The sequence below is a fragment of the Hymenobacter cavernae genome, assembly GCF_014641455.1.
In the GTDB taxonomy this organism is placed as follows: Bacteria; Bacteroidota; Bacteroidia; order Cytophagales; family Hymenobacteraceae; genus Hymenobacter; species Hymenobacter cavernae.
The window spans coordinates 1-23,839 of the sequence record NZ_BMHT01000010.1 but is presented as its reverse complement, the minus strand read 5'-3'; the positions used below and the strand labels follow the sequence as shown (position 1 = coordinate 23,839).

Genomic DNA, 23,839 nt, shown 5'->3' with positions numbered 1-23,839 from the left:
GAGGCTTTTTTGTTGGCTTTCGGCTGCTTAAAAAAACCTAGCCCCCTTCTTCCTGCGAAGAATGATTGTTCCGACGGGAATCATCCCAGGGCCAGAACTGACCATACAGGCGCTCTACCCGCACCCAGTCGCGCAGATGGTGCAGCGCTTTGGCCGCGCTTGTAGCCGTTACTTTGTAGGAGCCCCAGGTGGCAATGTACACGTCCTCGGCAAAGGCGTGGCGCGCGCATGTGAGCTGACACCGACCAATGCGGTGCAATACTTCTACCCGGTAGCCGTGGCTACGGTAAGTGAGCAGATGATCAGGAGCCAACGTAGTAAGACGCAATGTGATATAGATAATAGCCAGGTCAAAATCGTCAGAGATATTGCAGCGAAGATCAGGCCAGCAAAGCGGCAACCTACGGGCTCAGCGGAAAAACGGATTGCAGGCCCAACAGCAGCTACCGAGAAATAGGAGTTAGCTTTTTTGAATAATTAATTGATACAAACCATCCTATATTAGAAGTTCTTTACCGCATCAGTCCAAAACAAATGACTTCTTTATCTCCCCGGCTGGCACTCGACCACCCCATTATTCAGGCGCCTATGGCCGGCACCGCTACCCCTGGCCTGGCGGCGGCCGTGTCCAATGCAGGTGGGCTAGGTTCGCTGGGCGTCGGTGGCGCTTCCGTAGAAGCGGTGGGCCAAATGATAGCCGAGGTACGCCAGGCCACCGAGCGGCCGTTCAACGTGAACGTGTTCTGCCACCGACCCAGCGCCACCGACGTGCCCCGCGAAAGCCGTTGGCTGGAATACCTAGGTCCGTTCTTTGCAGAGCTAGGTAGCACGCCACCAGCTAGTTTGCCCAAGCCCTACAAGAGCTTCGTAGAGAATGAGGCCATGCTCAGGCTATTGCTCGAAACCCGCCCAGCAGTCATCAGCTTTCACTTTGGCTTACCTCCTGCTGATCAGCTCGCGGCCTTGCGGGCCACTGGCGCTACGCTGCTCGCCTGCGCCACTACCCTGGCCGAAGCTCGCATCATCGAGGCAGCAGGCATTGACGTGGTAGTGGCCCAAGGCGTGGAGGCTGGTGGCCACCGCGGGGTGTTCGAGCCCGAGCAGGGCGACGCCGGCCTGGGCACCCTAGCCCTCACGCGCCTGCTGGTGCGGCGGCTGCGCATTCCGGTGGTAGCAGCCGGCGGCATTATGGATGGCGCAGGCATTGCAGCAGTGCGGCGCCTGGGGGCCGTAGCGGCGCAAATGGGCACGGCCTTTATAGCGTGCCCCGAGTCGGCGGCCGATGAGGTATATCGGGCTACGTTGCTGCAAAGCCCTCCCCCACTCACGGCCATTACGGCCACTATTTCGGGACGCCCGGCGCGCGGACTAGTCAATCGGTTTGCGCGCGAAGTAGACCAGCCAGGGCGGCCGGAAGCCGCGCCTTTTCCGCAGGCCTACGAGGCGGGCAAGCTCCTGATAGCCGCCGCCCGCCAGTACGGCACCCCCACCGACTTCGCCGCGCATTGGGCCGGGCAAGGCGTAGCGCTGGCGCGTGCGCTGCCTGCCGCCGAACTCGTGCGCGTGCTGGTGGAGGAAATGCGGGAAGCCAACCTAGGTGGCTAGCTTTCTGCGTAAAGAATTCAGAGTGGGTTTGGGATTTTGAACCTAGTCATGCTGAGTTTATCGAAGCATCTCTACCGCAGTGGTAATTAGAATGCCAACAACGAAGCGGCAGAGATGCTTCGACATGCTCAGCATGACGCGCTATCAACTTTTTATGGCTAACAAAATGGCTGGTTTCCCTTCTCAGCCGAGAAGGGAAACCAGCCTTTTCCATGAGCACAACCTAGGTTATTGCTTATCAACCACAAAAATACCGCCCGTCAGCGCCACGTCGGTTTTCAGTACGCGACCGGCTGCCAGGTCTTTGCTCAGAGGCTGGCCGCCGCCAACGAAGATTTGCACCTTGCCTGCCAGCACCACACGTTGCGCTTTGGCGTCGAGCATCGACAGTTGCCGCGGGGTAAGCGTGAACTGCACCGTTTTCTTTTCGCCCGCTTTCAACGACACGCGCTGGAAGCCTTCCAAGGCGTGCAGCGCCACGCGACCTTTCGCGTCGGGGTGCTTCACGTAGAGCTGCACCACTTCCTCCCCGGCGCGCTGACCAGCGTTCTGCACCTCCACAGTCACACTCACCGGCTTGCCGGTTTGCGGAGCAGAACCAACTTTCAAGTTACTGTATTTGAAGGTGGTATAGCTTAGGCCGTGGCCAAAAGGAAACAAAGGCGTATCCTTGAAATAACGGTACGTGCGGCCTTCCATGCTGTAATTGTCGAAGGCCGGCAATTGGCTTTCCGACTTGTAGAACGTCACGGGCAGGCGGCCGCTGGGGTTGTAATCACCAAACAGCACATCGGCCAGAGCCGTGCCGGCTGCTTGCCCACCGTACCAGATGTTCACGATGGCCGGCAGGTTGGCGGCTTCCCACTGGCAGCCAATGGCGCTGCCCGTCATCATAGCAAACACCACCGGCTTGCCCGTGGAGTGCAGCACCTTCATCAGCTCGGTCTGCACTTTAGGCAGCGCGATGCTGGTCCGGTCGCCGCCGCTGAAGCCTTCCACGTCCACCTTCATTTCCTCGCCTTCCAACCTAGGTGAGATGCCGCCCACGAACACAATGGCGTCAGCATCTTTCACTTGCGCCAGAATATTCTGCGCGTTCATGGGCACAATGTGGGCCGCGGTGAACTTCAGAATGGTGCGGCTCACCGCCTGGAAGTACTCAATCTTGATGTCAATCTTTTTGCCGGCTTCCACCTTCAGCGTGTGCTGGTTAGTCGATACGCCGCGGCTTTTCCAGTTGTCAATCACCAGCTTGTTATCCACGAACAGGCGGTAGCCATCGTCGCCGGTGATTTGCAAAGCCAGTTCCTCCGACTTCTCGGGCGTGAACGTCGTCGTGTAGCGCGCCGACACGTTCTCGGAAGGCAAGCCCTTCACGATTTCCAGTTTGGTGTTGGCCAGGTAGCGGTCGAGGCCCGGCTCAATCTGGGTTGCTACGGGTTTGCCGGCCAGCTCAGTGCCGGTAAAGTACTCGGCATTGAAGCCTTGCTTGCCGTTGTAAGCTAGGTTCTTATTGATGTCGAAGGTTTCATATACGGTGTTGCTGGCGTAGTCAACTCCTTGTATATAGGTCACTTCCGCATTCTTACCTAGCTTGGCCTTGATGCCTTCCAGCGGCGTCACAATGTCCGTCGGGAAGCCGTTGTAGTTGCCGAGCTGCACACTTTCGTTGTTGGCATTCGGGCCGAGCACGGCAATCTTCTTGATGTCTTTGCGCAGCGGCAAGGTGTTCTTGTCGTTCTTCAGCAGCACGATGGATTCGCGGGCCATTTTGAGGGCGTGCACCTGATGCGGCTGGCTTTCCACCACGCTCATCGGAATCTGGGCGTACTTCACGCGCTCCACTGGGTCGAACATACCCAGCTGAAAGCGAATCTTGTAGAGCCGCTTCACCGACACATCCAGCTGCTTTTCCGTTATCAGGTTCTTCTGCACCGATTCCAACAAGGAGTTGTAGGTAAACAGCTTACCCGTGGCGCACTCAATATCGGTGCCGTGCAGCACGGCATTGGCGGCAGCGGTAGCGGCATCTGGGTCAGTTTTGTGGTGTTGCCAGAAGTCGTTGATGCCGTCGCAGTCCGAGGTAACATAGCCCTTGAACTTCCACTTATCATACAAAATCTGGTTCATCAGAATGTCGCTGCCGCAGCAGGGCTGACCGGCGTAGGCGTTGTAAGCGCACATCACGCCCGCCACTTTCGCATCCACAATCAGGTCGCGGAAAGCAGGTAAGTACGTGTCCCACAAGTCGTAGTCGCTGATCTTGGCGTTGAACTCGTGGCGCAGCTGCTCGGGGCCGCTGTGCACGGCAAAGTGCTTGGCGCAGGCCGTGATTTTCAGGTACTTTGGATCATCGCCCTGGAAGCCTTTTACCAGCGCCGAACCTAGCTGCCCGGTCAGGTACGGGTCTTCGCCGTAGGTTTCCTGGCCGCGGCCCCAGCGCGGGTCGCGGAAGATGTTGATGTTTGGAGTCCAGAACGTAAGCCCCTGATAAATACCTCGTTCGCCCCGCCGTACGTACTCCTGGTGCACGGCCCTTGCTTCGTCGGAGGTGATGGTAGCCATCTTCAGCATAGCTTCCTTATCGAAGGTAGCGGCCATACCGATGGCCTGCGGGAAGACGGTGGTCTTCATGCTCGTGCGGGCCACGCCGTGCAGGGCTTCGTTCCACCAGTTGTAGGCCGGAATACCTAGCCTATCGATGGCGGGTGAGGCGTTCAGCATTTGCGACACTTTCTCGGGCAGCGTCAGGCGGCCGACTAGGTCATCTACCCGCTGATCGATGGGCAGGTCGGGATTGCGAAATGGAAAGTCTTCGGCTTTGCTGGCAGCCATTGCCTGCGAGCCAGTATTGGTTTTGCCCTGCTGGATCTGACTCTGGATTGCTCCGGTGAGCGCCAGCAGCGACAAGACGATTATGGGTTTTTTCATGCGTTGGAAGTGGTGAAAGGGTAAGTATTCATGCGTACCAGCACCTAGGTTATGCGGCGCGCAAGGGCTATTAGATGCCACTTTGCGCCGCGCTTCGCCGATTACCGATTACGCATAAAGCCTCAAGAACACCTCTAAAGTAGGCCCCTGGAAAGTTAGCGCAATCGTTTCAGGACCAAACCCGCAGTATTCCGGCTGAAATAATCGATGCAATCGATTGTGATATTATTTTTTTCGGAGCAGAACAGCAGCTTGCCTACCTCGCCCGTAAGCCGATGGCTAACGTACAAGCCCAGGACCAACCATCTAAAAAAGCAGAATCATGGCAGGAAAATTAACCGGACAAGTAGTTCTCATCACCGGCGCGAGTGCCGGCATCGGCGAAGCGTGCGCACGGGCCCTAGCGGCGGAAGGTGCCCACCTCGTGCTGACGGCCCGTCGGGAGCACCGCTTGGAGGCGCTCAAGGCTGAGCTGCACCCGCAAGGCACGCAGGTGGTCATTGTGGCCGGCGATGTGCGCGCCGAAGACACCGCCCGCCGCAGCGTGCAAGCCGCCCTCGATACGTTCGGCAAACTCGATATTCTCATCAACAATGCCGGCGCGGGCAACTACAAAAACCTAGTGGACACCAGCGCCGACGACTACGATGAGATGATGGACACCAACATGCGCTCCACGTTCCTGTTCACGCGGCACGCCGTGCCGGCTATGCTCGCTCAGAAATCCGGCACCATCCTGATGCTGTCGTCGATGGCGGGCTTGTATGGCTTTGCCGGCGAAGCAGTGTATTGCGCCACCAAGTTTGCGCAGGTCGGCTTCGCCCAGGCCCTGGACAAAGAGTTGCGGCCGGAAGGCATCAAAGTGGGCGTGATTTGTCCGGGCGGCGTGAAAACGGAGTTTGCCCTGGGCAAGGGCCGCACCGAAGAAGGCGTGTCGCAATCAGGAATGCTGGAGCCGGAGGATGTAGCCGGCGCGGTGCTGCTGGCCTGCACTCAGTCGCCCGGCTCGCGCATCATCGAAATCCAGATGCGCACGATGGCCGAATCGCTCTAAGCGGTTTCGACTGACCAAGGACCTAGGTTTTGGTGTGCTGGCTCCTTTATAATCAGCGCACCAAAACCTAGGTCCTTTGTGCACAGACCACAAAGCTACGGGCGCAAAAGGGGCTACAGCGGGTGTATATCGGTGCTGTTGCTGGCGCTGGCATCGGTGTCGTCGTAGCCACCGGAACTGGTGTTTGCGGCATCAGCATCGACTGATAGCTCCTCTTCTTGCGGTGCTGGCGTAGCCGTGGCATCCGTTTGCACGGGCGTTGCGGCCGGTGAGCTGCTTGTTGTCGGGTCGGGTGTTGCGTCGGGCGCCGCTTCGCCTGGCTGGTTCGCCGCCGAGTTATCGGGCTGACTGTCCGGAGTACCCTTGGAAGCTAGGTCTTCCGGGGTGCGGTTGGTAGGATTCTTCGGATCTGCCATAGAAGAAGTTGTTATACAAATAGTTAGAAATACTATCCCTTCTACGTAGCCAGCTACGGTTCAGTTTACGAACCGTTGGCTGAGCAGATAATAGTGCGGTGTATTGGGGCAATACTTGGGCAGTTGGCAGCACATTTCAGGAGAGAAGCCCGGCCGCGACAAACCAGATGTTGCCGGCGTCAGGAATACCCAAGAAGATGTACTCTTTTTCGGGCAGCGGGCCGCAACTCAGGCGTATAGCTTAGCCGTACTTACAGCTCACCCCCTTCGCGCTTTCTTATTATGCCTGAGCAAGTTGCGCTATTCACAACGTTCAGAGGCTGCTGGACAAGATCAAGAAAAGCAAGCCGGGGTGCCGACCCAGGTTGGCGGAGCGCAGCCGTATTCCTCACCCGACCAGAACCTAGGTCTCTCGTTGTCGGGCGCTCGTCAGGGGGAAGCTGCGCTTAGCTGACCCGCGTGCTGCAAACTACCAGACCTAGGTTGACTCTGCGCATCAGCCAGAAAATAAGCTTCTGATTAACAGAAAGTTACTCCATTTACACATTCTAATCCTATTTCCCACCTTTTACTCTTTTTCGCTCATGAAAGTCACTACCCTTCTGCTAGCCGGCCTAAGCCTGCTGGGGCTGGCCGCCTGCAACCAGGATGATGATGGCGGCACGCCGCCCATCTCCACGAACTTCCCTACGGAAACCCTAACCCCCAACCCGACGACCATTCGCGTGGCCGACTTGCCGGCACCCTACGCAACTATGTCGGTGACCAATTATCCGCAGGTGCTAAATACGCGCCCTGCCAACGCCAAGCTGCGCGTGCCCCAGGGCTACGCCGTGAACATCTTCCAGGATAGCCTGGCGACGGGTCGCTGGATGGCTATTGCGCCCAACGGCGACGTGTTCGTGGCCCAAATGAACCTGAATCAGATTACGGTGCTGCGCGACAGCGACCGGGATGGCCGCGCCGATCAGAAAACCGTGTGGGCCAGTGGCGGCATATTAAATCGGCCGATGGGCATGGCCTTTCAGGGCAACTCCTTTTATGTGGCTTGTTCTAACGCATTACTTCGCTACGACTATACCAGCGGGCAAACCGCGGCCGGCAACGCGCCTACTAAGCTAGCCGACCTGCCTGGCGGAGGTCAGCACCCAGCCCGTTCGCTACTGATCTATAACAACAAGTTCTACGTGGGCATTGGCTCATCACAGAACGCCTCGGTGGAAGAGGACAGCCGCCGCGCAACCATTCAGGAGTTTAACCTCGATGGCAGCGGGCAGACCACGTACGCCTCGGGGCTGCGCAACCCGCAGGGCCTCGACGTGAACCCGGCCCGGCCCGGCGAAATCTGGTCTGCCGTGAACGAGCGCGACGAGCTAGGCGACAACCTGGTGCCCGACTATGCCACGGCCGTGCCCCGTAATGGCTTCTTTGGCTATCCCTGGGTGTACCTGGCGCCCACCAACCGCGACCCTAGGATTACGGGGCCGCTACCCACGCAGGTAGCCAGCACCCGCACACCGGAAGTGCTGTTTGAGGCCCACGCCGCAGCCTTGGGCCTGACATTTTACACCGGCAACATGTTCCCTTCAGACGCCCGCGGCGACATCTTTGTGGCGATGCGCGGCTCCTGGAACCGTTCGGAGGGCTCTGGCTATAAGGTAGTACGCATCCGCATGAATGCAGCCGGTCTGCCCGAAACCGCCAGCGCCAACGGCCGGGGTGCGAGCTACGAAGATTTTGTAACGGGCTGGCATCTCAATGCAGGCGTGAAAGCGGCCCCGCAGGTGTGGGGCCGGCCGGTAGGCGTTATTACCGCCGCCGATGGTTCGCTGCTGATTGCCGAAGATGGTGGCGGCGTAATCTGGCGCGTGAGCTACAAGAACTAGCGCACTAGCGCAGACTTTGTAGCCCGCGCTTAGCCCGTTCACGGCTCGGAGTATAAAACCCAAGTGGCAGCGTTAGCCCCAGCGGGGCGCCATATCGGTATAGAAAGTTCGTGTATTGTTTTACCCGAGCCCCAGCGGGCGGCACCTGGCTTTGGAACCTAGGTGCCGCCCCGCTGGGGCTCGGTCGTTTGTACTTCCTACGTTCTACCGACATGCCGCCCCACTGGGGCTCGGTCCGACGACTTCACAACCTGAGTTACAAAGGTTACAAAGTCAGCGCTACACTGAGACGAACGGCAACACTAACCACCTACCTAGGTTTTTCTTAAATAGCAAGACACAAAAAAGGGGCTGCTGACGCAGCCCCTTTTTTCTTTTACAAGATTCGTTTTATAATCTTGTAACACTTTCAACAACAACCTCCTAGGGCTGCCCGCCGCCGCCGGCGGCTCCGTAAACCTGACCGGTGGCATAGCTGGCATCACTCGCAGCCAGCTGTACATAAATAGAAGCTAGCTCCACGGGCTGCCCAGGCCGCCCCATTGGGGTGTCGCCGCCGAACTTCTTGAGCTTTTCCTGAGTCGCGCCGCCGCTCACCTGCAAAGGTGTCCAGATCGGGCCGGGCGCCACGCCATTCACCCGGATGCCTTTCGGAGCCAGCTGCTTGGCCAGCGACCGGACATAGTTGGTAGTAGCAGCTTTGGTCTGGGCGTAATCGTACAGATCGGCGGAAGGATCGGTGGCCTGCTCGGAAGTAGTGCCAATGATAGTCGAGCCGGGCTGCAAATGGGGCAGCGCAGCCTTAATGATCCAAAATGGGGCGTAGATGTTGGTTTTCATCGTCGCGTCGAAGTCCTCGCTCGAGAGGTCCAGAATGGACTGGTGTTGCTGCTGCCGGGCCGCATTGCTGACCAGAATATCCAGTCCGCCCAGGCCACGCACGGCCTCATCGACCAGCCGCTTGCAGAAAGCTTCATCGCGCAAATCACCAGGAATGGCAATGGCTTTGCGGCCTTCTTTCTTGATCAGGGCAATAACCTCTTTAGCATCAGCCTCTTCCGCGGGCAGGTAATTGATGGCCACATCGGCACCTTCCCGCGCGTAGGCAATAGCAGCCGCACGGCCCATGCCCGAATCGCCGCCCGTAATCAACGCCCGGCGGCCCTTCAGTCGGCCCGAGCCCTTGTAGCTGCTCTCGCCGTGGTCGGGGCGCGGGTCCATCTGGCTGGCCAGTCCCGGCCAGGGCTGCGACTGCCCTTTGAATGGCGGCTTAGGGTATTTAGTAGTCGGGTCGGTAAGGGGTTCCGGGGCCGAGGCTTCCGCAATGGGCGCGCCTTCAACCGACAAAACCGGCGAAACCGCCGCCGCGGCCAAGCTAACGCCTAGTCCGCCGAGTACTTTGCGCCGGCTGAGTTTGTGTTCCTCTGTCATGATAATGCTGTGCTCTTTTTAAGGTTTGGTCAGAATGACTCTTTTCTGAGCCGGCCTACTCCGCCGGCACCTAGGTCACGCAACCTGACAGAATCACCTTTTTTGATGTTCTCCTCATGCCTGTGCTCCGATCAGCTTTCCCCGCTCAGAAGTCATTCTGTCTCTGATACTAAAACCAGCGAAAAACGGTTACTAAAGCCTTAATTTTGTGCCTGTAAAACCTAGCTCCTCACCAGTAAGCCCGTGGATTAACTCATGGGTTTAGTAAGCCACGCTGCGAAGCATGGGAAAGGAGAGCTTCGCGCAGTAAGCACAGAGGCGACAAATCCCGAGCCTTGGCTCAATAGACAACAAAAAAGCCTCGACTTTCGTCGAGGCTTTCGTGATTCCGCTGGGATTCGAAAGCAAACTAAAACCTCATTTCCAGCCAATAGGAGCACTTTTTTCTTGAAATGTAGGAGTGAAAATGAGAAAAATGTAGGAGTAGTTTTGTATCTTGTCTTCTGGAATCCAACGAGATACAGACATGAAAGAGACGACATTCAGCGTAGCCATCCGGGCCAAAGGTAAACCCAGTAAGAAAGGTGAGATACCCTTGTTTTTACGCTACACAGTCGCTCGGCAACAGTATTGGAAATCCTTGGGGCTGAATATTCATCCTAACCTCTGGGACGCCACAAATGAGAAAGTAAGTGACGACCATGACGAAGCCTTCCAACTAAACAACAAGCTTACCTTCCAGAAGCGTGTGTTGGAAATAGCAGCTAGCAAGGCTCAGGATAAAGAGGATTGGCAGCAGGTTCAAGCTTTGTTTGCTCGTTGGTTGGCAATGGAAACTGATGCTTATCAGAATGAGCTAGAAGACAAATCACCTAGGGAGAGGAAAGTCAGGCAGGCTAGGGAAACCAAGGAGACAGTAGAAACATATAAGAACTTTATAGCATCTACCCAAGCCTTTGTAGACGCCAACGATGACGAACAAGCCAAGGCAGTAGCTCACTTTCGTCAGCTCTTAGACGAGTATCCAGCCACCTTCATCAAGTCCAGCAAACTAGTGAGGCAACAAATCACTAGCTGGAAAAATACCTTGCTCAAGTTTGGCGAAGAAACTGGGTTTACCCTGACTTTCGACAACATGAATAAGGCTTTCTACAAAGCCTACGGGGACTGGTTATTGAGAGATAGTTTTGATGGATGGTTTGGAGCCAACGTTAAAAAGTTGAAGACCTTCCTCAATAAGTGCGTAGCAGATGGAATACAAGTAAATCCAGCCTATAGGTCCTTTGAAGTCTTGAGTGAAGTCAAGGAAATTATTTATCTAACTCCGAAGGAATTAAATCTTATATGTGCTTATCAGCCTCAAGAAACCTGGGAGCAAAAGTATATTGACCTGTGCGTATTCGGTAACCTGACAGGCTTGCGAGTTAGTGATATCCAGAATAGTAAGTTCTGGGTAGAAGATGAAATGTTAGTAGGTAGAAATACCAAGAACAAAACCTCTTACTTCATTCCATTGGCAACTGACGAACGAATAGAGCAGATATTGAATAAATATGAAATGAAGTTAAACCTTGTATCGGAGGTAAAATATAATAAGTATATCAAGCTAATCCTGAAGAAAATATTTGAGCGTCACGGGGTAAACCAGCACACCATCCATATTGTAAAATATAAGTGGCGTCAACCCTTCTATTTCGAATTCCAGAAGCACGAACTAATTAGCAATCACTCATCACGCCGAGGTTTTGTCACCAACATGTACAACGTACACAAGTATTCAGTAGAGGAAATAAAAGCGATGCTGGGTAGTACTTCGAATGAAATCCTGAAATACTTGAAGGTTGAGAAAGCCAACGTAAAGGAGAAAGCAGAAGCAAAAGCACGGGAAAGAGTTGCGCAAGCAATTAAAACAAAAAGTGCCTGAGCAAGACCCAGGCACTTTCAATTTACACAAAAATGAAAACCGCGAACGGCTACATTTTGATGCAAAGATACGGCTTTACTCCCAGTCTTGGAGTAAGTGGTCTACGGCGTCTCTCAAGTGCTTCAGGTACTCCTTAACTGCTTGCTGTTGGTCTGGACTGAAGGTATCACGGAAGCTAGGGCTAAATTTATTACTTACTGTCTTGGTATTCAGACCGATACCATTAGCTAAATCGGTAGCAGATATACCCCAATCGTTCAAAAGCGCTTTGACGTGGGGCAATTTATTAGGGTCTGTGGATAGTGGCATCAGATAGGTGATTTCAGTGTTGCAGGGACAAATTTACGCATAAAAAAGGGTAGAGACATGGAGCCCCTACCCTTCTGATTTAATCGACTCTGATATATCTATAAGAGCCTGGATTTTCTTTATCTTCCCAAATTCTGGCTTTGGTATAACCCTGGGTTTTTATCATCCTGAGCAATTTATTTTCTGTTGCTTGTTGATGCGAATTCTGTAGGCAGCTAATAATGAAACCCTTATTAACTTCTACCCTCTCAGCTTTCATGTTGAACCATATAAAGGCTTTACCTGGGTTTTCAATTCTTCCAAGAATACGAATGCGAAACGAGTCATGACCACTTTCTTTTTCAGGTTAGCAATAAAAAGAAGTAGGAGCCGCTGTCTCACCAGCTCCATTTTTCTTTTTCTAGTAAGTGGTCATTTTAAAGCCTCGGGTAAACTCTGTGGTATCAAGTCCTGATACATACCACTTGCCTTTCTTCTGGTAAATTCTCTCCACTTTCCCTAGGGCTTCTAAGCATTCATTCAAGTGGTCTTTTGTCGTTCTGGTCATGTAACCACCATTGTCTAAGGTGATTTCACCATCCTGATTCACTTCGAAAATTGTTGTCTGGTAGTGAATCACTTTTACTTTGTGGTCAAAGCAGACAACTTTTACAGCTTTCTTAGTCCGGAAAATCTTTTCCAATTTGCTGTAGATGGTTTCGAGATTTACGATTGCGGTTTCCATTTTGTGTAAATTTGAAGGTTGGGGCTATTAGCAACTGAATGCTAGTAGCAGGTCGGTTAGGTTTGTTTACTTCCAGATTTCAAAGAGCTGAGACAGTATCAGTTTAGCCGTGTGCCATTCTGATATTCAAATGTAAGAACATTTTCTTACAACACAATACCTTTGTAAGATTATTTTCTTACAAATAATTCAAGACAACTTAAGGCAACAAAAAAGCCTCCCGGATTTCTCCAAGAGGCTCACTATCAATTTGTACGAAGGGTTTAGACAGTTCTAGCTTATGGTTAAGATAACATCAGCAGGTATCTTCAACTTGGTGTAGAGCTTACGAGCGAAATCCATGTTCATTTCCCGTTTACCTCGCATTATTTCTGATAAACGTGTTTCGGTTACTTCCAGCATTTCAGCTAGGTTCTTCTGTCTTATTCGGCGCTTGAACATCTCAACTTCCAGAATACCCCGTAGTGTCTGTGGCGGGTCTGGCGTGTGGCCTGCTGCGATTTCGTAAGCTTCTACTAGTTCTCCTAGTGCTTGGATTTCTGCTAGTCGTTCATGTGCGTCAGGAGCCTGATTCCATTGAATAAGCTGGTTTACCGCTTCTTCGTGTTCCTTATCGTTGGTGATGCTGGTGAACATGGCCTGAGAAATTGAGTGAGAAACTGAACTGTGGTTGGAGCTACAGATTAATTATCTGCTGTTTACTAAGCTTATCGTAAGCTGCATGTGTAAAAATACCTCTTATATAGACTTGTCTAGGTGGAAAGAACACCATTGCGATTAACCTGTAATGATTGCCTTTTATGTTAAACACGTAGCGATTGTCACCAATATAATCTGTGCTCGGGAAATCGCTACGCACAGCATTAAAATCCTTCCAATCAGCTAGTTCTACTTGCTTAAACCAAACAGCTAGGTCTTCCTTGGCTTGTGCATTGGCTTGCGAAAAATCCTGGATTGCTTTTCTGGTAAAGATTCGCATGGTCAGTCTGATTTGGCTTGCTTGGTATACACCAAAGGTAGGTAAATACTTACCACAATCAAAATAAACTTACCAAAAACAAAATAAAAATCAGCAACAGGTTACACTTGGTTACACAAGGTTACACTTCAAAATTGCCAAGTGTAACCCGTAACTTGCTGATATAATACTACTTACCTTAGAGGTTACACTGGTTACACTAAAAAGAGAGTATAATATGTGTAGAGTAGTCCCATAATGGGAATATGTAGATTATGTATGGTTGAAAAACTAGTGTAACCGTGTAACTAGTGTAACCTTATTGGCTATCGTAATGATAATCAGGCACATGTTGGTTACACCTAGTAGCAGTTGAAGTGTAACTTTTGACCATCCCTACTCTTGAGTAGACTTACCAAACACGTAGGTAGCAGCAGCTAGCAACACGAACATTAGTATGCACGCGACTTCATACATATCAGCACCTTCAGTTAGAGCATCACTGATAGTGATGATTGTCATCATGATAGCAGACAACAATAGGCCTGAAATGAACATGGCAGTACCCCCATCGTGTTCGGGGTATAAATTGGTAAGTAGTTTGGTTACAAGATTCTTCATACTACTTAAATACTCCTGAGTAACCCTAGGCAGAGAACTTCATATGGTCTACCCTCTGTAACCACGTCCTGAGAAATACCTTCTGGCTCACATCCGTTTTCAAGTGCAGCTTGTCACGGAAGAATTTGTGTAGCGCCACTAACCTTGGCTCTTGCTGGTAACTCCCAAATTGACCAGTCCTATAGCGGTAGAAATCACGGCGCAACTGAGCAAAACAAGCATGGAACTGCGCTTGGTCAACAGCATTGAGAGCCTTCAAGGTCAACGGGCCTATCTTACCATCCAAGGCTAGGTCTTTATTGAAGCTTACTCTCAATATCCACTGAATCATCCATCCAACGCGGCCCGTGCCAGCGTTCACACCCGCATCAGCTAGGCTCTCAGCTACGGACTGATTAGCTACTAGGTCCAGGAGCAACGAGTCCCAGTATTGAGCCTCGTAGAAACGTATTACTAGTTGCTCAAGCTCTGTGGACTGAGCCAAGTACTTGCTAAAGGCTAGCCAATCCTTGCTCGTCTGGAGCTTCTTACCTACTGCTAACCATTGTTCACGGTAGGCGTGTACAATCTTCCACCCTGCCCACGCCGGATGGTATCGAGAGGCTATTCCCTTATAGGTTTCTCCTCTGGGTCCGTTGCCTAGGTCTTTTGGATTAGCTTGATAGCCACCCTCATTTGCAATCAGCTTAGGGTAGAATAATTTAAAATCAGACAATTATAAAGTTTACTTTCAAGTAATTAGCTTGTTAGGTTATATCCCCTAGCTCTTGCTAAATCAGCTAAGGATTTGTTTTGATATCGTATGTAACGGTGAAAGCTTTTGTAGTTGTAGCCTAGGGTTTCAGCCCACTGCGCTAATGTTTTAATCACACCGTTTAATTCTAAGAACACGTTGGTAGTCTTATTATTGGCTTGCTCTTTAGCGGTAGCCCAACGACAGTTAGAAGGCTCATAGTTACCATTCACATCGATACGTTCAATAGAATGGTCTTTTGTTGGTGCTCTACCCATATCTAGTAGGAAATCTTCATACGAATCCAGCCAACGCTCACAGACTGTAATCCCTCTCTCACCATACTGAGGATACTTCTCTGCATTCGGGTTGTAGCACCGAGCTTTAATACCGAACCAAGTTTTGTTTTCTTTTGAATAGTTGGCTTCTCCGTGTTTGTAGTTGATAGCGGCTGTGGACTCACGGTGCAAACACCCACAGCTTTGTGTAGTCCCATTCCTTAAGTTATCCGTGTTAACCTCTGTTTGTTGTCCACACTCACACTCGCATTGCCAAAACGTACGGTAGCGGTTTCCTACTCTCTTACTACCAGCGAATTCGTTTACAGTTAATCTACCAAATTGTTGACCCTTTAAATCCAATCTTTTCATATCTATTGTGTGTAAATAGATACGTCAAGACGAGACGTAGAAAGGAATCACAGGATGGACTAAAAGTCTTGCTTGTTATTTGCGTATCCACCCTCATTGGCAATCAATTTGGGGTAGAATAATTTGAAATCTGACACTCGTATTCATGGTATATCAATCAGTTATTTAGGCTCTATTCAATATCTACGCTTCTCATCATCCCCTTTGTCAAACACATGCACATTCCACAGCTTCCACGCATTCACAGACTCCCGAGTTGGCTGCTGTTCGGAATAACAAGTTGCGTGCCCCAGGAGCAGGATTTTAAGCTTTACATTCAGAGCCAAGATTTGAAGCAGGTTCACCCTATTAGAGTATACTTAGACACAAACACCATTGCAGAACTGGCCTTAGCGCCGAACGACATTGCCGACTACTACAATATATTTTGTTGCTTCAAGCGCGGCCATGCCCAATCCATCAAAGTTGTCGTGAATGACACCATTGTTGTGGAACGCTCCTTAATGACGAATAGCCCTTTTTCGAAGCTTTTCATCAAAGTCAACTCTCCCGAGAAGCGTTGGGATTATAACAACCCAGCTATCTACCTGCACATGGCCGCAGCGGGGGGTGTGATGTCGGAGTATAATTTGCAAATCGTTGCGGACAGCCTGTATCAAAACGGTCTTATCCCGGCGAAGTTTGTACAACTCCCCAAAGATTCTGTTGTCGAAATCTCGTTTATGAAGTAATAGCGTAGCGCCACTATTTCAGATTCCTAATCCATCAGGGAACCTGAGGCATTAGCTTAGGCTCACAAGGAGGTTCAACGCTGGTAGGAGTAGCCAACGGGTTACCTTGGTCATCAGCTGTTTTCCTTGCCAAGTACTTAGCACCTTCCTTCACCACCTGCAAGCCAAAACCGTTCGCAGTCAAGAAAAATCCAGGCTCCATTGGCAAAACCAAATGAGATGGGGTAACCAGAATGACAGTAGGAACTAGTAGCAGGAAATAGAATAAGCCAGCGAAAAACGATAGGGCTTTGAATAGGTCCAACGCTACGACATGATTCGTCTTGGCATTGGTAGTGATGTCTCGGAACCAACCAAACATTATTTACTCACACGCAATCCTTCAATTATTCTATCCAGCTTATTCTCAAGCTTTTCAATCGCTTTTGACTGGTGAGAAATCTCCGTTGTCAAGCGGTTTACCTCTATCGTTAGGTTGTCAACTGTGGCTAACTTCTTTTCTACACTTACAAATCTGGTTTCAAGCTTATCCACGAGGTTTTCACGGTCAAGGACTATTTGACCAAGCCTGTAATCGTGTTCTACAGCCTTCGTTTCTAGGGCCTTAATACGATTGTTGTACTGATTTCTACCATCCCTATAGTTGTTAATCAGCAGCATAATAATGGCTACCAATAAGCCACCAACTGCGGTTGGTATAATCTTATTCCAATCCCATCCTGTATCTACTTGTGTTTGTAGTAATAGTGTGTTTAGTATCAATTTCTGAATAGTATATATAGAAGTAAATAGCCTGCGGGTAATTAATTACACTACTTCTACAAGTTGAATAATATTCAAGTAACCAAACGTGCTACCAGGAGCAGCGTTAAAACTGAAGCTTAGCTTTCCACCTGCTGACTTCAGATTAGAAAACACACTGGTTAATGTTCGGTTACCCAGACCGTCTTGCGTCGTGGATTGATGGCTCTTGGTTACTCCACTCACTGTGTAGTTGGTTACCCGCACTTCCGTCGAACCAGCTCGGGAACCAATCAAGGTTAATTCATAGACAGCAGCATCATTCAAGCCTGTGAACTGGTAGCTAACAGTAGTGCCAGAGTTAGCATAATGTGCTGTAAACCAGCTATCTTGACCATAACCTAAAGCACCAGCAGCATTGTTGTAACCACCGTTAACACCAATTGCACCAGCACTGGTTACAGTCAAAATCTTGCTTGAAGTAACTCCGGACGTGTCAAATAATGGCACGGTGTAGTTACCTTGATTGACACCAAGTCTCGGGTAACCTCTAAACACATCACCCGGACTGGTTGTAATAGAAGCTGGGTCAATTATATACTTTTTAGCTTGAGGAATACGAGTGGAATAAAATATATGACGTCTTAACATTAGATAACTTTAGGTACTATTAATTTCTAATGGCAACCACAGCACCAACAGCGTTATCTGTTTTGGTAATGGTTACTGTTAAGGAGTTACCTGCTACCAGTGCAAATGGCAGGGTTACCACATTATTATTTACGCGATATTCTACACTGGCAATATTGCTGGTAGAAGCAGTTGTATAAGTAGCAGCGTCCGCACTGGTAATTGTTGTCGTGTAGGTTAGTGCGTAACCAGCTTCAAACCTGAAATCCAGAGTAGTACTTGAACTAACTGAACTAACACGTAAATCAACAATTGTTGTGGCAGGGTCCAGTGATGGCTGGATTTCACAACCATTACCAATTATTAATGTACCTGCACCCGACGTGAACACCGTGTTGAGTCCATAGGAAAGAACCGCCATACACTCCACCAATTTGATTGTCCGACCTCCAGGAACTAAGGTCTGGTTAGAAAATTGACAGTTATAGTAGGTCGTTCCTAGGACAGTACTAATGCTACCATTAGTTGTAGAAGCTACGAATCCGCCCGTACCACCCGCAAAACGAGTATTATACACGCTCGGCGGCATCTTAACACTGTGACCACTCGCGTAGAAAATACCACCATTACCAACGAAGCTCTCAATGGTTGTATTGGTGATATCACCATCAGCTTCTATGTGAGATTGGCGGCAGACAACAATACCATATTGCAAAGCTGGGTCCTCAAAAGCCGCTTTTAGGGAGTAGTGGTACTTAGGCGCGGATTGATTATAACCCCAGCACATGAGCGGTGCATTGTCATGATTTTGGAGCGTAGTTACGGCACCTGAGACATCTGTTTTCGGTAATTTTACTCGGTTACCAGTAAGTGTCGCATACAGGTCGTCGCCATCTGTTTCCAGCGTACCATTCTGGCCTACTGTGCCGGATAACCCTGGCTGCAATTGCAAACCATTCGTAAATCTGGCTTCTGCTAGTGGCTTCTTTGGATAAATAGCGCCAGACGTAAGTTCCAGAACATCTTGATTACTAGACTGGAAGACTAGATTACCACCGCCATTAAAATAGAAAGCTCCAGAAGTCTGGATGGAGTTGGCATCCTTGGTAAACGACAACTCATTTCCATTGCTAGCCACAAGTTTCACCAGTGGTTCTTGACTGCCAGCTGGACCTTGGACTTGGATGATATCACCTTTAGTTTGCTTGGCGGCAATCAGGTTACGTAGCTCCGTATCATTGTAAGTCGTACCACTAGAACCACCTGTATATCCACTGAGAACCTTCAGGAGACGTGATTTTGTGATAAGTGCATCTCCTACACCCAGCGCACCAGTGCTATTACTGTAAGCTTCCTCTTCTTTTTGAGCAGTTCCTATGTAGACTGGGACGTTATAGAAACGCATACCTGTGAAGTTCCATTCTACAATATTGGCATCTTGCTGACTACCTGGGTTTATCGCCGTGATGCTACCACCTTGCTTAGAGTAAACATTTAGGCTACTGTCAATATTAAACAGGAACGGACCCAAGAATGTGCTTCTAATACTTCCACCTTGGCTTTGTGCATTTGCATTAGTAGTATAGCCATAGGTACCGATTTGTAGCGTAGCGCCACTCGAATTCGCATTGCCTAGGAAACGCAAATTCAACCTGTGGTTTATATGGATATCACCTGTTACTGGATTCGCTGTGGTTGTACCTGATAATGGAATTCTGGCATTAATAAGCGTACGTAGCTCACTGTCATTATAGGGTGTAGAACCAGTGCTGCCAGTGCTGCCAATAGGGGCAAATAGCTCTTCACCCAGTTCACGAGTAAGCAGAGCACGTTTATCAGCTACTGTAGCCGCTTTATAATCATTATAAAGCATTGTAGTAAAGATAGGGGAGTAAGCATTAATCCGTCTATCATTAGCATCTGGCTTGAAGTCAATAAACTTACCCTGTACGTTTAACGAGATGTTATTAGTGGCAGTGATACCAACCTCAGTAGAGGAGAGCTGAAGTGTACGCTTCCCCGTTCGGTAAGCCAGTAGTTAGCAGAGGCTAAGCAGCTTGTTTAAATTCGATGGGGGTCATAAAATTCAAAGCTTGGTGGGGCCGTTGGGTGTTGTAGTCGTGCATCCACTCGTCCACGAGTTGGCGCACGTGGGTCAGCGAGCGAAATAGGTGGGCGTCGAGCAGTTCGCGGCGAAACGAGCCGTTAAAGCGTTCGATATAGGCGTTTTGCGTCGGCTTGCCGGGCTGAATCCAGTGCAGAATAATGCCTTGCTGCTCACACCACTCGCTCAACCGGGCACTGATGAACTCGGGTCCGTTGTCCGTGCGCAGCTGCGCGGGGCAGCCATGACAGTCGACCAAGCGCGTCAGTACCTGCACGACGCGACTAGCTGGCAAAGAAAAGTCAATTTCCACGCCGAGTAGCTGGCGGTTGTAGTCGTCGAGCACGTTTAGCGTCCGAAAGCGTCGGCCATCGGTCAACACATCACTTGTAAAGTCGAGCGACCAGCACACGTTGGCCGTCGTGGGCACCGCTAAGGGCTGCTTGACGCGAGCAGGCACCCGCTTTTTCAGGCGCCGGGGTAGGTTTAGCGCCAGCGCCCGATAAATGCGTAGTGTGCGCTTGTGATTGATTACTAGCCCATTCTTGCGCAAGCGGTGGTGCAGTTTCCAGAAGCCCCAGCCTGGGTGCCGCCCACTTAACGCCCGCAGTGCCTGCTGCACGGGCTCGTCATTATGCCCGTGCGCTACCGGGTGGTAGCTGCCGCGCGCAAGCCCGACCAGGGCACACGCCCGGCGCTGGCTCCAGCCTTTACTTACTAAGCCCTGCGCTGCCTGGCGCCGCGCCGCAGAGCTAGCTACTTTTTTCGCAGGATCTCCTTGATAGCCTGATTCTCTAAGCTCAGGTCCGCGAACATCTGCTTGAGTTTTCTATTCTCTTCTTCCAAGTGCTTGAGTCGGGCCAACTCGGCCACACTGGCGCCGGCGTACTTGCTTTTCCACGCGTAGAACGTCGCCTCGCTCAGGCCGTGCTCGCGCACAATCTGGGCGACGGTCTGGCCGCTGGCTTGCTGTTGGAGAATGGCCACAATTTGGGCTTCGCTGAATCGTCCCTTTTTCATTCGTCAGTCGTCAGGTAGTGAAAGTTACGTCTTTCTCTACTCACAACTGGCCTTCTATTTAGGGAAGCGTACAGTAACTCCTGATTTCAACAGAGCACCCGTATAATTATTTCTTAATCACGCATGTACACGCGCTTGATTCCGGAATTTGGATACACGTGGGCGTACTTGGTTTGCTTGTTGTAGAAAAAGGTAAAGTTCTTTGTTCGACCTATATAGGCATATGTTGGAGAAGTTCTAATTAATTTGCCTTCATACTCAATAGTTATATGCATGTATGGCTTCTCCCCAAAGTATCTACTGTAATAATGGTCCATTTTATTATACTTCACACCACTTGCTTGAAGAAAGGATAAATAACTATTGAAACCTATAAATATTAGTAGCCCAAGAATAGTAAATCCCAATTCCTTTATTCGTCCTATTTTATCATTATCTCCCTCTACTTCGTGTTTTTTTACGAGCCCCATTGTTGTAAACAGTACAGAGATTACTACAACAGAAAGCACGATAACAATAATAACGACATAAAAAACAAACTCAAATCCTTCAACAAAAATCATAAAACCCAAAGGAATAATACCAAACACCAAAATAAAGATAATCCAACCAGCAGTACTCTGTTCATCTTTATCAGATACAGACTCAGGTTTAGGCTTCTCTTGTTGCCTAGAGTTTGGATACACTCTTCGGAGATAAAATTTACTTGCTTCAGCATCCGGAAACAACAATGACATAAGTACAAATAATGATATAAAAAATATAGCTATACCAAATACGGAAAGAAGATAATCTGAAAGGAGAGTTATTACTTCCGTTATTTCAATGTATTCGACTATGTTTATACCAAAGACTTTGTAGAATACAACCAATTTAGTTAAACAAACTACCAGCAAGTAGACGGTAACGAGAGGTAGATTATCCTTAAGCTTAGTGAGCATATCTGGGTGTTACTTATAGGGGGTTACTGTAGGCTAAATCTTAATATGGATTAGTATTATGTGCCCTTGGCAATTTCTCTGTTGACTAGTACCTCCTCTACTGTAATGGGAGGATAATCCGCACAGAATTCAGCTTGAGTTTTGGTCTGTCCGTGTAGAAAACCATCTGGGGATTCAAGCCTACGCCGTTCCAGTGCTTCTGGAAGGTTGTGCGGCCACCAATGGTTCATAATATTGAAAGTGGGTGTATTGATGTTGTAGATATTCGAACCTACATGTAATAGCCAAGTTCCTTTCTTCTTGCCTGGGGGAAAGCTGAAGTTTACGAGTGCATCAGAAGCTGTTTCCCTCAGTATCTCCAGAATGTCATCAGAGTAAACAGTTTTTAGTCTTGGCATTTTATTTCAAGTTGGGTGAATGACCGGAAGTTAGTTGATTTCTTCCCTTGCTATCATCGGGGTTACTCCCCATTTTCTAAACTCCCGTAGCATCAGCCCCTGGACATAATCAGCGTTATCCGACGTCGTGGTGATGCTATCATGTATGGTCAAGGCAAAGAAGTCTTGAGGATAATAATGCTGAGTGATGTGGTTTACTACACCATCAATGATGATTTCAGATTCCTGACGTTGCAAGGCTAGTGCTTTCTTAGGGCTAGAAGGAAGCGAAGAAATCTCTGTCTAATTCTTCTTGCAGCACTTTTCTATCTGGTTTATCCTCAGGTATAGAATTCCACCATTTCCAGAAGTTGGCTTCCACTTCTGGCTGGTACAACTTCTGGTAGAAATCCTCTCGCATATCCTTCATGTCCCGAAGCCATTGTAACCAGCCTTTTTCTACTAGCTCGTAGATAGAAAGATGATGTTGATGGTTTTTATCTACCCAGCTCTTTATTTGCTGCACGTCGTGATTGAACAGGCATAAGATATTGAAGAAGCTCGTGGTCGTGCTATCTAATTGTTTTGCATACTCCTGCTCATCCGAATTAAGATATAGGTTATAGACTTGTTGTTCTGATTTGTTATCTGTGGTTCTCATTTTCTGAATTGTTACCCCCGAGGTTACACTTTATTGATTTCGAAGTGTAACCCTTATTTTGTTGATTATCAGTTGCTTATCTCGAAAGGTTACACTAGTTACACGGTTACACTAGTTTTTCAACCATATATAATCTACATATTCCCATAATGGGAATCCTCTCATGTATTATACTCTCTTTTTAGTGTAACTAGTGTAACCTTTGCTGTAAGTAGTAGTTTGTCAGCTAGTTACAGGTTACACTTGGCAGTTTTGAAGTGTAACCAAGTGTAACCAAGTGTAACCTCTTTGGTTATCAGTTATTTATCGTGGATTAAGGTCTATTATACCAAGTCCACACTAGCCAAGCAGTCTAGTTTGCGCTTTATACATGCAGTACCTCTACAGGCTATGCCATTCCGCTTTTTAACCACGCTCAGTTGTGCGCCCAGCAGCTTCAATTTGGCTTTAACAGTGCTGATGCTGATGCCATAGCCTCGAAGGTTATAGTTAACCATGTACGAGTTCACCAGCTGTTCCAACTCGATGTTACTCAAGAAGTCCTGCTGGTCCTGAGTAACCTCCAACATTTCGGAAATGAAGGTATCCTCTGGCTTATGCACCGTATAATTTTCCAGGTTGCGACTAACAATGTCCTTGATTTCAGCTTGGCTAATCTTGTAATCGAATCCAGATTTGAACAGGTATACCAATTGACCCCAAAGCTTTCTTTTATCTACTGATTTATATTTTTCCAGGTCAAGACCAACTTGATTGAACACTAAAAAACGCCGGTCCCCCGTGTCATCTCTCAGAAAATCAGAAGAGTTTGAAGCACCAGCGAAGCTAGCAGCACGGCTATAGTCTCCAGATTCCTGGAACTTCTTGTCTGCTGTAATCTTGCTCTGCGACATACCAGCTTTGAGCTGACGAACGTCCGAAGCTTTACTGTACTGGTGCATCTCATCTAATAGAATCAGCACTTTTGTAGCCATCAGGAGTCTATGTTCCTTGTTGCCAAAGCTAAAGTCAGGCATTGACGCAAACCATTTATCATCCCACAGCAGGTTCTCCATAATGGTCGTCTTGCCTGACCCTTGCTGTCCCACCAAAACGAACACATAGTCATTTCTGTCCTTCTCAAATGCCTGAGCTACCAGCGAAACCAACCATTTCTTAAATTGTACTTTAAATAGCTCCTGTGAGTCTGTCTGAATCGAATCCAAGAGGTCCTGAAGGTAGTCCTGACCATCGTACTCGATAGCCATCAGCCAATTCAGCTGAGCCTGTAGGTAGTTAGTCTCCTGATTGGGGTGGTCCAGTAAAAACGGACAGCTGGCTAAGATAAGTTAATCTGGCAGTCAAGTTCGAATTGGTGCGGTGAGCGGTAGCCTAGTGCGGAGTGTCGGCGGT

General features: G+C 49.4%; 23 protein-coding genes. 5 read left to right on the top strand and 18 right to left on the bottom strand.

The window, feature by feature from the left end:
- Nucleotides 1-37: 37 nt before the first annotated feature.
- Nucleotides 38-328: a hypothetical protein gene (locus IEX74_RS21305; protein WP_188816112.1), complete on the bottom strand. Its 291-nt coding sequence runs from the start codon at nucleotides 326-328 to the stop codon at nucleotides 38-40.
- 206 nt (nucleotides 329-534) lie between these two features.
- On the opposite strand from IEX74_RS21305, the gene IEX74_RS21300 reads away from it, so the two are divergent.
- Nucleotides 535-1,605 (top strand): NAD(P)H-dependent flavin oxidoreductase, encoded by a 1,071-nt coding sequence (locus IEX74_RS21300; protein ID WP_188816111.1) that lies wholly within the window; start codon nucleotides 535-537, stop codon nucleotides 1,603-1,605.
- 228 nt (nucleotides 1,606-1,833) lie between these two features.
- Here the strand turns inward: IEX74_RS21300 and IEX74_RS21295 are convergent, their stop codons facing one another.
- Nucleotides 1,834-4,536 carry a glycoside hydrolase family 3 C-terminal domain-containing protein gene (locus IEX74_RS21295; protein WP_188816110.1) on the bottom strand — a complete coding sequence of 901 codons (2,703 nt, stop codon included), beginning with the start codon at nucleotides 4,534-4,536 and terminating at the stop codon, nucleotides 1,834-1,836.
- Nucleotides 4,537-4,858: 322 nt separating this feature from the next.
- Between IEX74_RS21295 and IEX74_RS21290 the strand changes: the two genes are divergently transcribed.
- Nucleotides 4,859-5,590, top strand: a complete 732-nt coding sequence (locus IEX74_RS21290; RefSeq protein WP_188816109.1) for an SDR family oxidoreductase — start codon at nucleotides 4,859-4,861, stop codon at nucleotides 5,588-5,590.
- A 113-nt stretch (nucleotides 5,591-5,703) separates the two neighbouring features.
- On the opposite strand, the gene IEX74_RS21285 is transcribed toward IEX74_RS21290, so the two are convergent.
- Complete coding sequence (locus IEX74_RS21285) at nucleotides 5,704-6,006, bottom strand: hypothetical protein (RefSeq protein ID WP_188816108.1); 303 nt, start codon at nucleotides 6,004-6,006, stop codon at nucleotides 5,704-5,706.
- 584 nt (nucleotides 6,007-6,590) lie between these two features.
- Between IEX74_RS21285 and IEX74_RS21275 the strand changes: the two genes are divergently transcribed.
- Entirely contained in the window at nucleotides 6,591-7,892 is a 1,302-nt protein-coding gene (locus IEX74_RS21275) for a PQQ-dependent sugar dehydrogenase (protein ID WP_188816106.1), read from the top strand.
- A 423-nt stretch (nucleotides 7,893-8,315) separates the two neighbouring features.
- Here IEX74_RS21275 and IEX74_RS21270 read toward each other — a convergent pair whose 3' ends face one another.
- A complete protein-coding gene (locus tag IEX74_RS21270; RefSeq protein ID WP_188816105.1) occupies nucleotides 8,316-9,323 on the bottom strand; it encodes an SDR family oxidoreductase in 1,008 nt (335 codons plus the stop codon).
- Nucleotides 9,324-9,849: 526 nt separating this feature from the next.
- Here IEX74_RS21270 and IEX74_RS21265 point away from each other — a divergent pair.
- On the top strand, nucleotides 9,850-11,247 hold the full coding sequence (locus IEX74_RS21265; RefSeq protein WP_188816104.1) for a hypothetical protein: 1,398 nt from the start codon (nucleotides 9,850-9,852) through the stop codon (nucleotides 11,245-11,247).
- Between the two features lie 709 nt (nucleotides 11,248-11,956).
- Here the strand turns inward: IEX74_RS21265 and IEX74_RS21260 are convergent.
- From IEX74_RS21260 to IEX74_RS21240, 5 genes are all read right to left on the bottom strand, one after another.
- On the bottom strand, nucleotides 11,957-12,280 hold the full coding sequence (locus IEX74_RS21260; RefSeq protein ID WP_188816103.1) for a hypothetical protein: 324 nt from the start codon (nucleotides 12,278-12,280) through the stop codon (nucleotides 11,957-11,959).
- A gap of 273 nt (nucleotides 12,281-12,553) precedes the next feature.
- The gene (locus IEX74_RS21255; protein WP_188816102.1) at nucleotides 12,554-12,916 is read right to left on the bottom strand and encodes a hypothetical protein; all 363 of its coding nucleotides are present in this window, start codon (nucleotides 12,914-12,916) and stop codon (nucleotides 12,554-12,556) included.
- A 40-nt stretch (nucleotides 12,917-12,956) separates the two neighbouring features.
- On the bottom strand, nucleotides 12,957-13,259 hold the full coding sequence (locus IEX74_RS21250) for a type II toxin-antitoxin system HigB family toxin (RefSeq protein ID WP_188816101.1): 303 nt from the start codon (nucleotides 13,257-13,259) through the stop codon (nucleotides 12,957-12,959).
- A 625-nt stretch (nucleotides 13,260-13,884) separates the two neighbouring features.
- On the bottom strand, nucleotides 13,885-14,574 hold the full coding sequence (locus tag IEX74_RS21245) for a glycosyl hydrolase 108 family protein (protein ID WP_188816100.1): 690 nt from the start codon (nucleotides 14,572-14,574) through the stop codon (nucleotides 13,885-13,887).
- A 23-nt stretch (nucleotides 14,575-14,597) separates the two neighbouring features.
- Nucleotides 14,598-15,242 carry a hypothetical protein gene (locus IEX74_RS21240; protein ID WP_188816099.1) on the bottom strand — a complete coding sequence of 215 codons (645 nt, stop codon included), beginning with the start codon at nucleotides 15,240-15,242 and terminating at the stop codon, nucleotides 14,598-14,600.
- Between the two features lie 215 nt (nucleotides 15,243-15,457).
- Here IEX74_RS21240 and IEX74_RS21235 point away from each other — a divergent pair, with 215 nt between their 5' ends.
- Nucleotides 15,458-15,973: a hypothetical protein gene (locus IEX74_RS21235; protein ID WP_188816098.1), complete on the top strand. Its 516-nt coding sequence runs from the start codon at nucleotides 15,458-15,460 to the stop codon at nucleotides 15,971-15,973.
- Nucleotides 15,974-16,333: 360 nt separating this feature from the next.
- Here the strand turns inward: IEX74_RS21235 and IEX74_RS21230 are convergent, their stop codons facing one another.
- The 9 genes from IEX74_RS21230 to IEX74_RS21190 all read right to left on the bottom strand — a co-directional run bounded on the left by IEX74_RS21230 (nucleotide 16,334) and on the right by IEX74_RS21190 (nucleotide 23,694).
- Complete coding sequence (locus IEX74_RS21230; RefSeq protein ID WP_188816097.1) at nucleotides 16,334-16,735, bottom strand: hypothetical protein; 402 nt, start codon at nucleotides 16,733-16,735, stop codon at nucleotides 16,334-16,336.
- Nucleotides 16,736-16,780: 45 nt separating this feature from the next.
- The gene (locus IEX74_RS21225; protein ID WP_188816096.1) at nucleotides 16,781-17,365 is read right to left on the bottom strand and encodes a hypothetical protein; all 585 of its coding nucleotides are present in this window, start codon (nucleotides 17,363-17,365) and stop codon (nucleotides 16,781-16,783) included.
- 19 nt (nucleotides 17,366-17,384) lie between these two features.
- Complete coding sequence (locus IEX74_RS21220; protein ID WP_188816095.1) at nucleotides 17,385-19,217, bottom strand: hypothetical protein; 1,833 nt, start codon at nucleotides 19,215-19,217, stop codon at nucleotides 17,385-17,387.
- Nucleotides 19,218-19,392: 175 nt separating this feature from the next.
- Nucleotides 19,393-20,468 (bottom strand): IS3 family transposase gene (locus IEX74_RS21215; RefSeq protein ID WP_373285592.1). Its coding sequence is split into 2 segments (ribosomal slippage): nucleotides 19,393-20,216 and nucleotides 20,216-20,468, totalling 1,077 coding nucleotides; the frame shifts between segments, so codons are not numbered across the junction.
- 113 nt (nucleotides 20,469-20,581) lie between these two features.
- Entirely contained in the window at nucleotides 20,582-21,409 is an 828-nt protein-coding gene (locus IEX74_RS21210) for a hypothetical protein (protein WP_188816094.1), read from the bottom strand.
- 56 nt (nucleotides 21,410-21,465) lie between these two features.
- Nucleotides 21,466-21,807 (bottom strand): hypothetical protein, encoded by a 342-nt coding sequence (locus IEX74_RS21205; protein WP_188816093.1) that lies wholly within the window; start codon nucleotides 21,805-21,807, stop codon nucleotides 21,466-21,468.
- A 30-nt stretch (nucleotides 21,808-21,837) separates the two neighbouring features.
- The gene (locus tag IEX74_RS21200) at nucleotides 21,838-22,044 is read right to left on the bottom strand and encodes a hypothetical protein (protein WP_188816092.1); all 207 of its coding nucleotides are present in this window, start codon (nucleotides 22,042-22,044) and stop codon (nucleotides 21,838-21,840) included.
- A gap of 19 nt (nucleotides 22,045-22,063) precedes the next feature.
- Nucleotides 22,064-22,447, bottom strand: a complete 384-nt coding sequence (locus IEX74_RS21195) for a hypothetical protein (protein WP_188816091.1) — start codon at nucleotides 22,445-22,447, stop codon at nucleotides 22,064-22,066.
- A 323-nt stretch (nucleotides 22,448-22,770) separates the two neighbouring features.
- A complete protein-coding gene (locus tag IEX74_RS21190; protein WP_188816089.1) occupies nucleotides 22,771-23,694 on the bottom strand; it encodes a VapE domain-containing protein in 924 nt (307 codons plus the stop codon).
- Nucleotides 23,695-23,839: the final 145 nt, after the last annotated feature.

Excerpts from the sequence above, each read along its gene's own strand:
- IEX74_RS21235 (WP_188816098.1), top strand. The coding sequence starts at position 15,458 with ATGCACATTCCACAGCTTCCACGCATTCACAGACTCCCGAGTTGGCTG.
- IEX74_RS21255 (WP_188816102.1), bottom strand. The coding sequence starts at position 12,916 with ATGTTCACCAGCATCACCAACGATAAGGAACACGAAGAAGCGGTAAAC.
- IEX74_RS21225 (WP_188816096.1), bottom strand. The coding sequence starts at position 17,365 with ATGTTAAGACGTCATATATTTTATTCCACTCGTATTCCTCAAGCTAAA.
- IEX74_RS21240 (WP_188816099.1), bottom strand. The coding sequence starts at position 15,242 with ATGAAAAGATTGGATTTAAAGGGTCAACAATTTGGTAGATTAACTGTA.
- IEX74_RS21190 (WP_188816089.1), bottom strand. The coding sequence starts at position 23,694 with ATGGCTATCGAGTACGATGGTCAGGACTACCTTCAGGACCTCTTGGAT.
- IEX74_RS21260 (WP_188816103.1), bottom strand. The coding sequence starts at position 12,280 with ATGGAAACCGCAATCGTAAATCTCGAAACCATCTACAGCAAATTGGAA.
- IEX74_RS21285 (WP_188816108.1), bottom strand. The coding sequence starts at position 6,006 with ATGGCAGATCCGAAGAATCCTACCAACCGCACCCCGGAAGACCTAGCT.
- IEX74_RS21295 (WP_188816110.1), bottom strand. The coding sequence starts at position 4,536 with ATGAAAAAACCCATAATCGTCTTGTCGCTGCTGGCGCTCACCGGAGCA.
- IEX74_RS21290 (WP_188816109.1), top strand. The coding sequence starts at position 4,859 with ATGGCAGGAAAATTAACCGGACAAGTAGTTCTCATCACCGGCGCGAGT.
- IEX74_RS21195 (WP_188816091.1), bottom strand. The coding sequence starts at position 22,447 with ATGAGAACCACAGATAACAAATCAGAACAACAAGTCTATAACCTATAT.
- IEX74_RS21270 (WP_188816105.1), bottom strand. The coding sequence starts at position 9,323 with ATGACAGAGGAACACAAACTCAGCCGGCGCAAAGTACTCGGCGGACTA.
- IEX74_RS21300 (WP_188816111.1), top strand. The coding sequence starts at position 535 with ATGACTTCTTTATCTCCCCGGCTGGCACTCGACCACCCCATTATTCAG.
- IEX74_RS21210 (WP_188816094.1), bottom strand. The coding sequence starts at position 21,409 with ATGCTCACTAAGCTTAAGGATAATCTACCTCTCGTTACCGTCTACTTG.
- IEX74_RS21265 (WP_188816104.1), top strand. The coding sequence starts at position 9,850 with ATGAAAGAGACGACATTCAGCGTAGCCATCCGGGCCAAAGGTAAACCC.
- IEX74_RS21220 (WP_188816095.1), bottom strand. The coding sequence starts at position 19,217 with ATGCTTTATAATGATTATAAAGCGGCTACAGTAGCTGATAAACGTGCT.
- IEX74_RS21275 (WP_188816106.1), top strand. The coding sequence starts at position 6,591 with ATGAAAGTCACTACCCTTCTGCTAGCCGGCCTAAGCCTGCTGGGGCTG.
- IEX74_RS21250 (WP_188816101.1), bottom strand. The coding sequence starts at position 13,259 with ATGCGAATCTTTACCAGAAAAGCAATCCAGGATTTTTCGCAAGCCAAT.
- IEX74_RS21205 (WP_188816093.1), bottom strand. The coding sequence starts at position 21,807 with ATGCCAAGACTAAAAACTGTTTACTCTGATGACATTCTGGAGATACTG.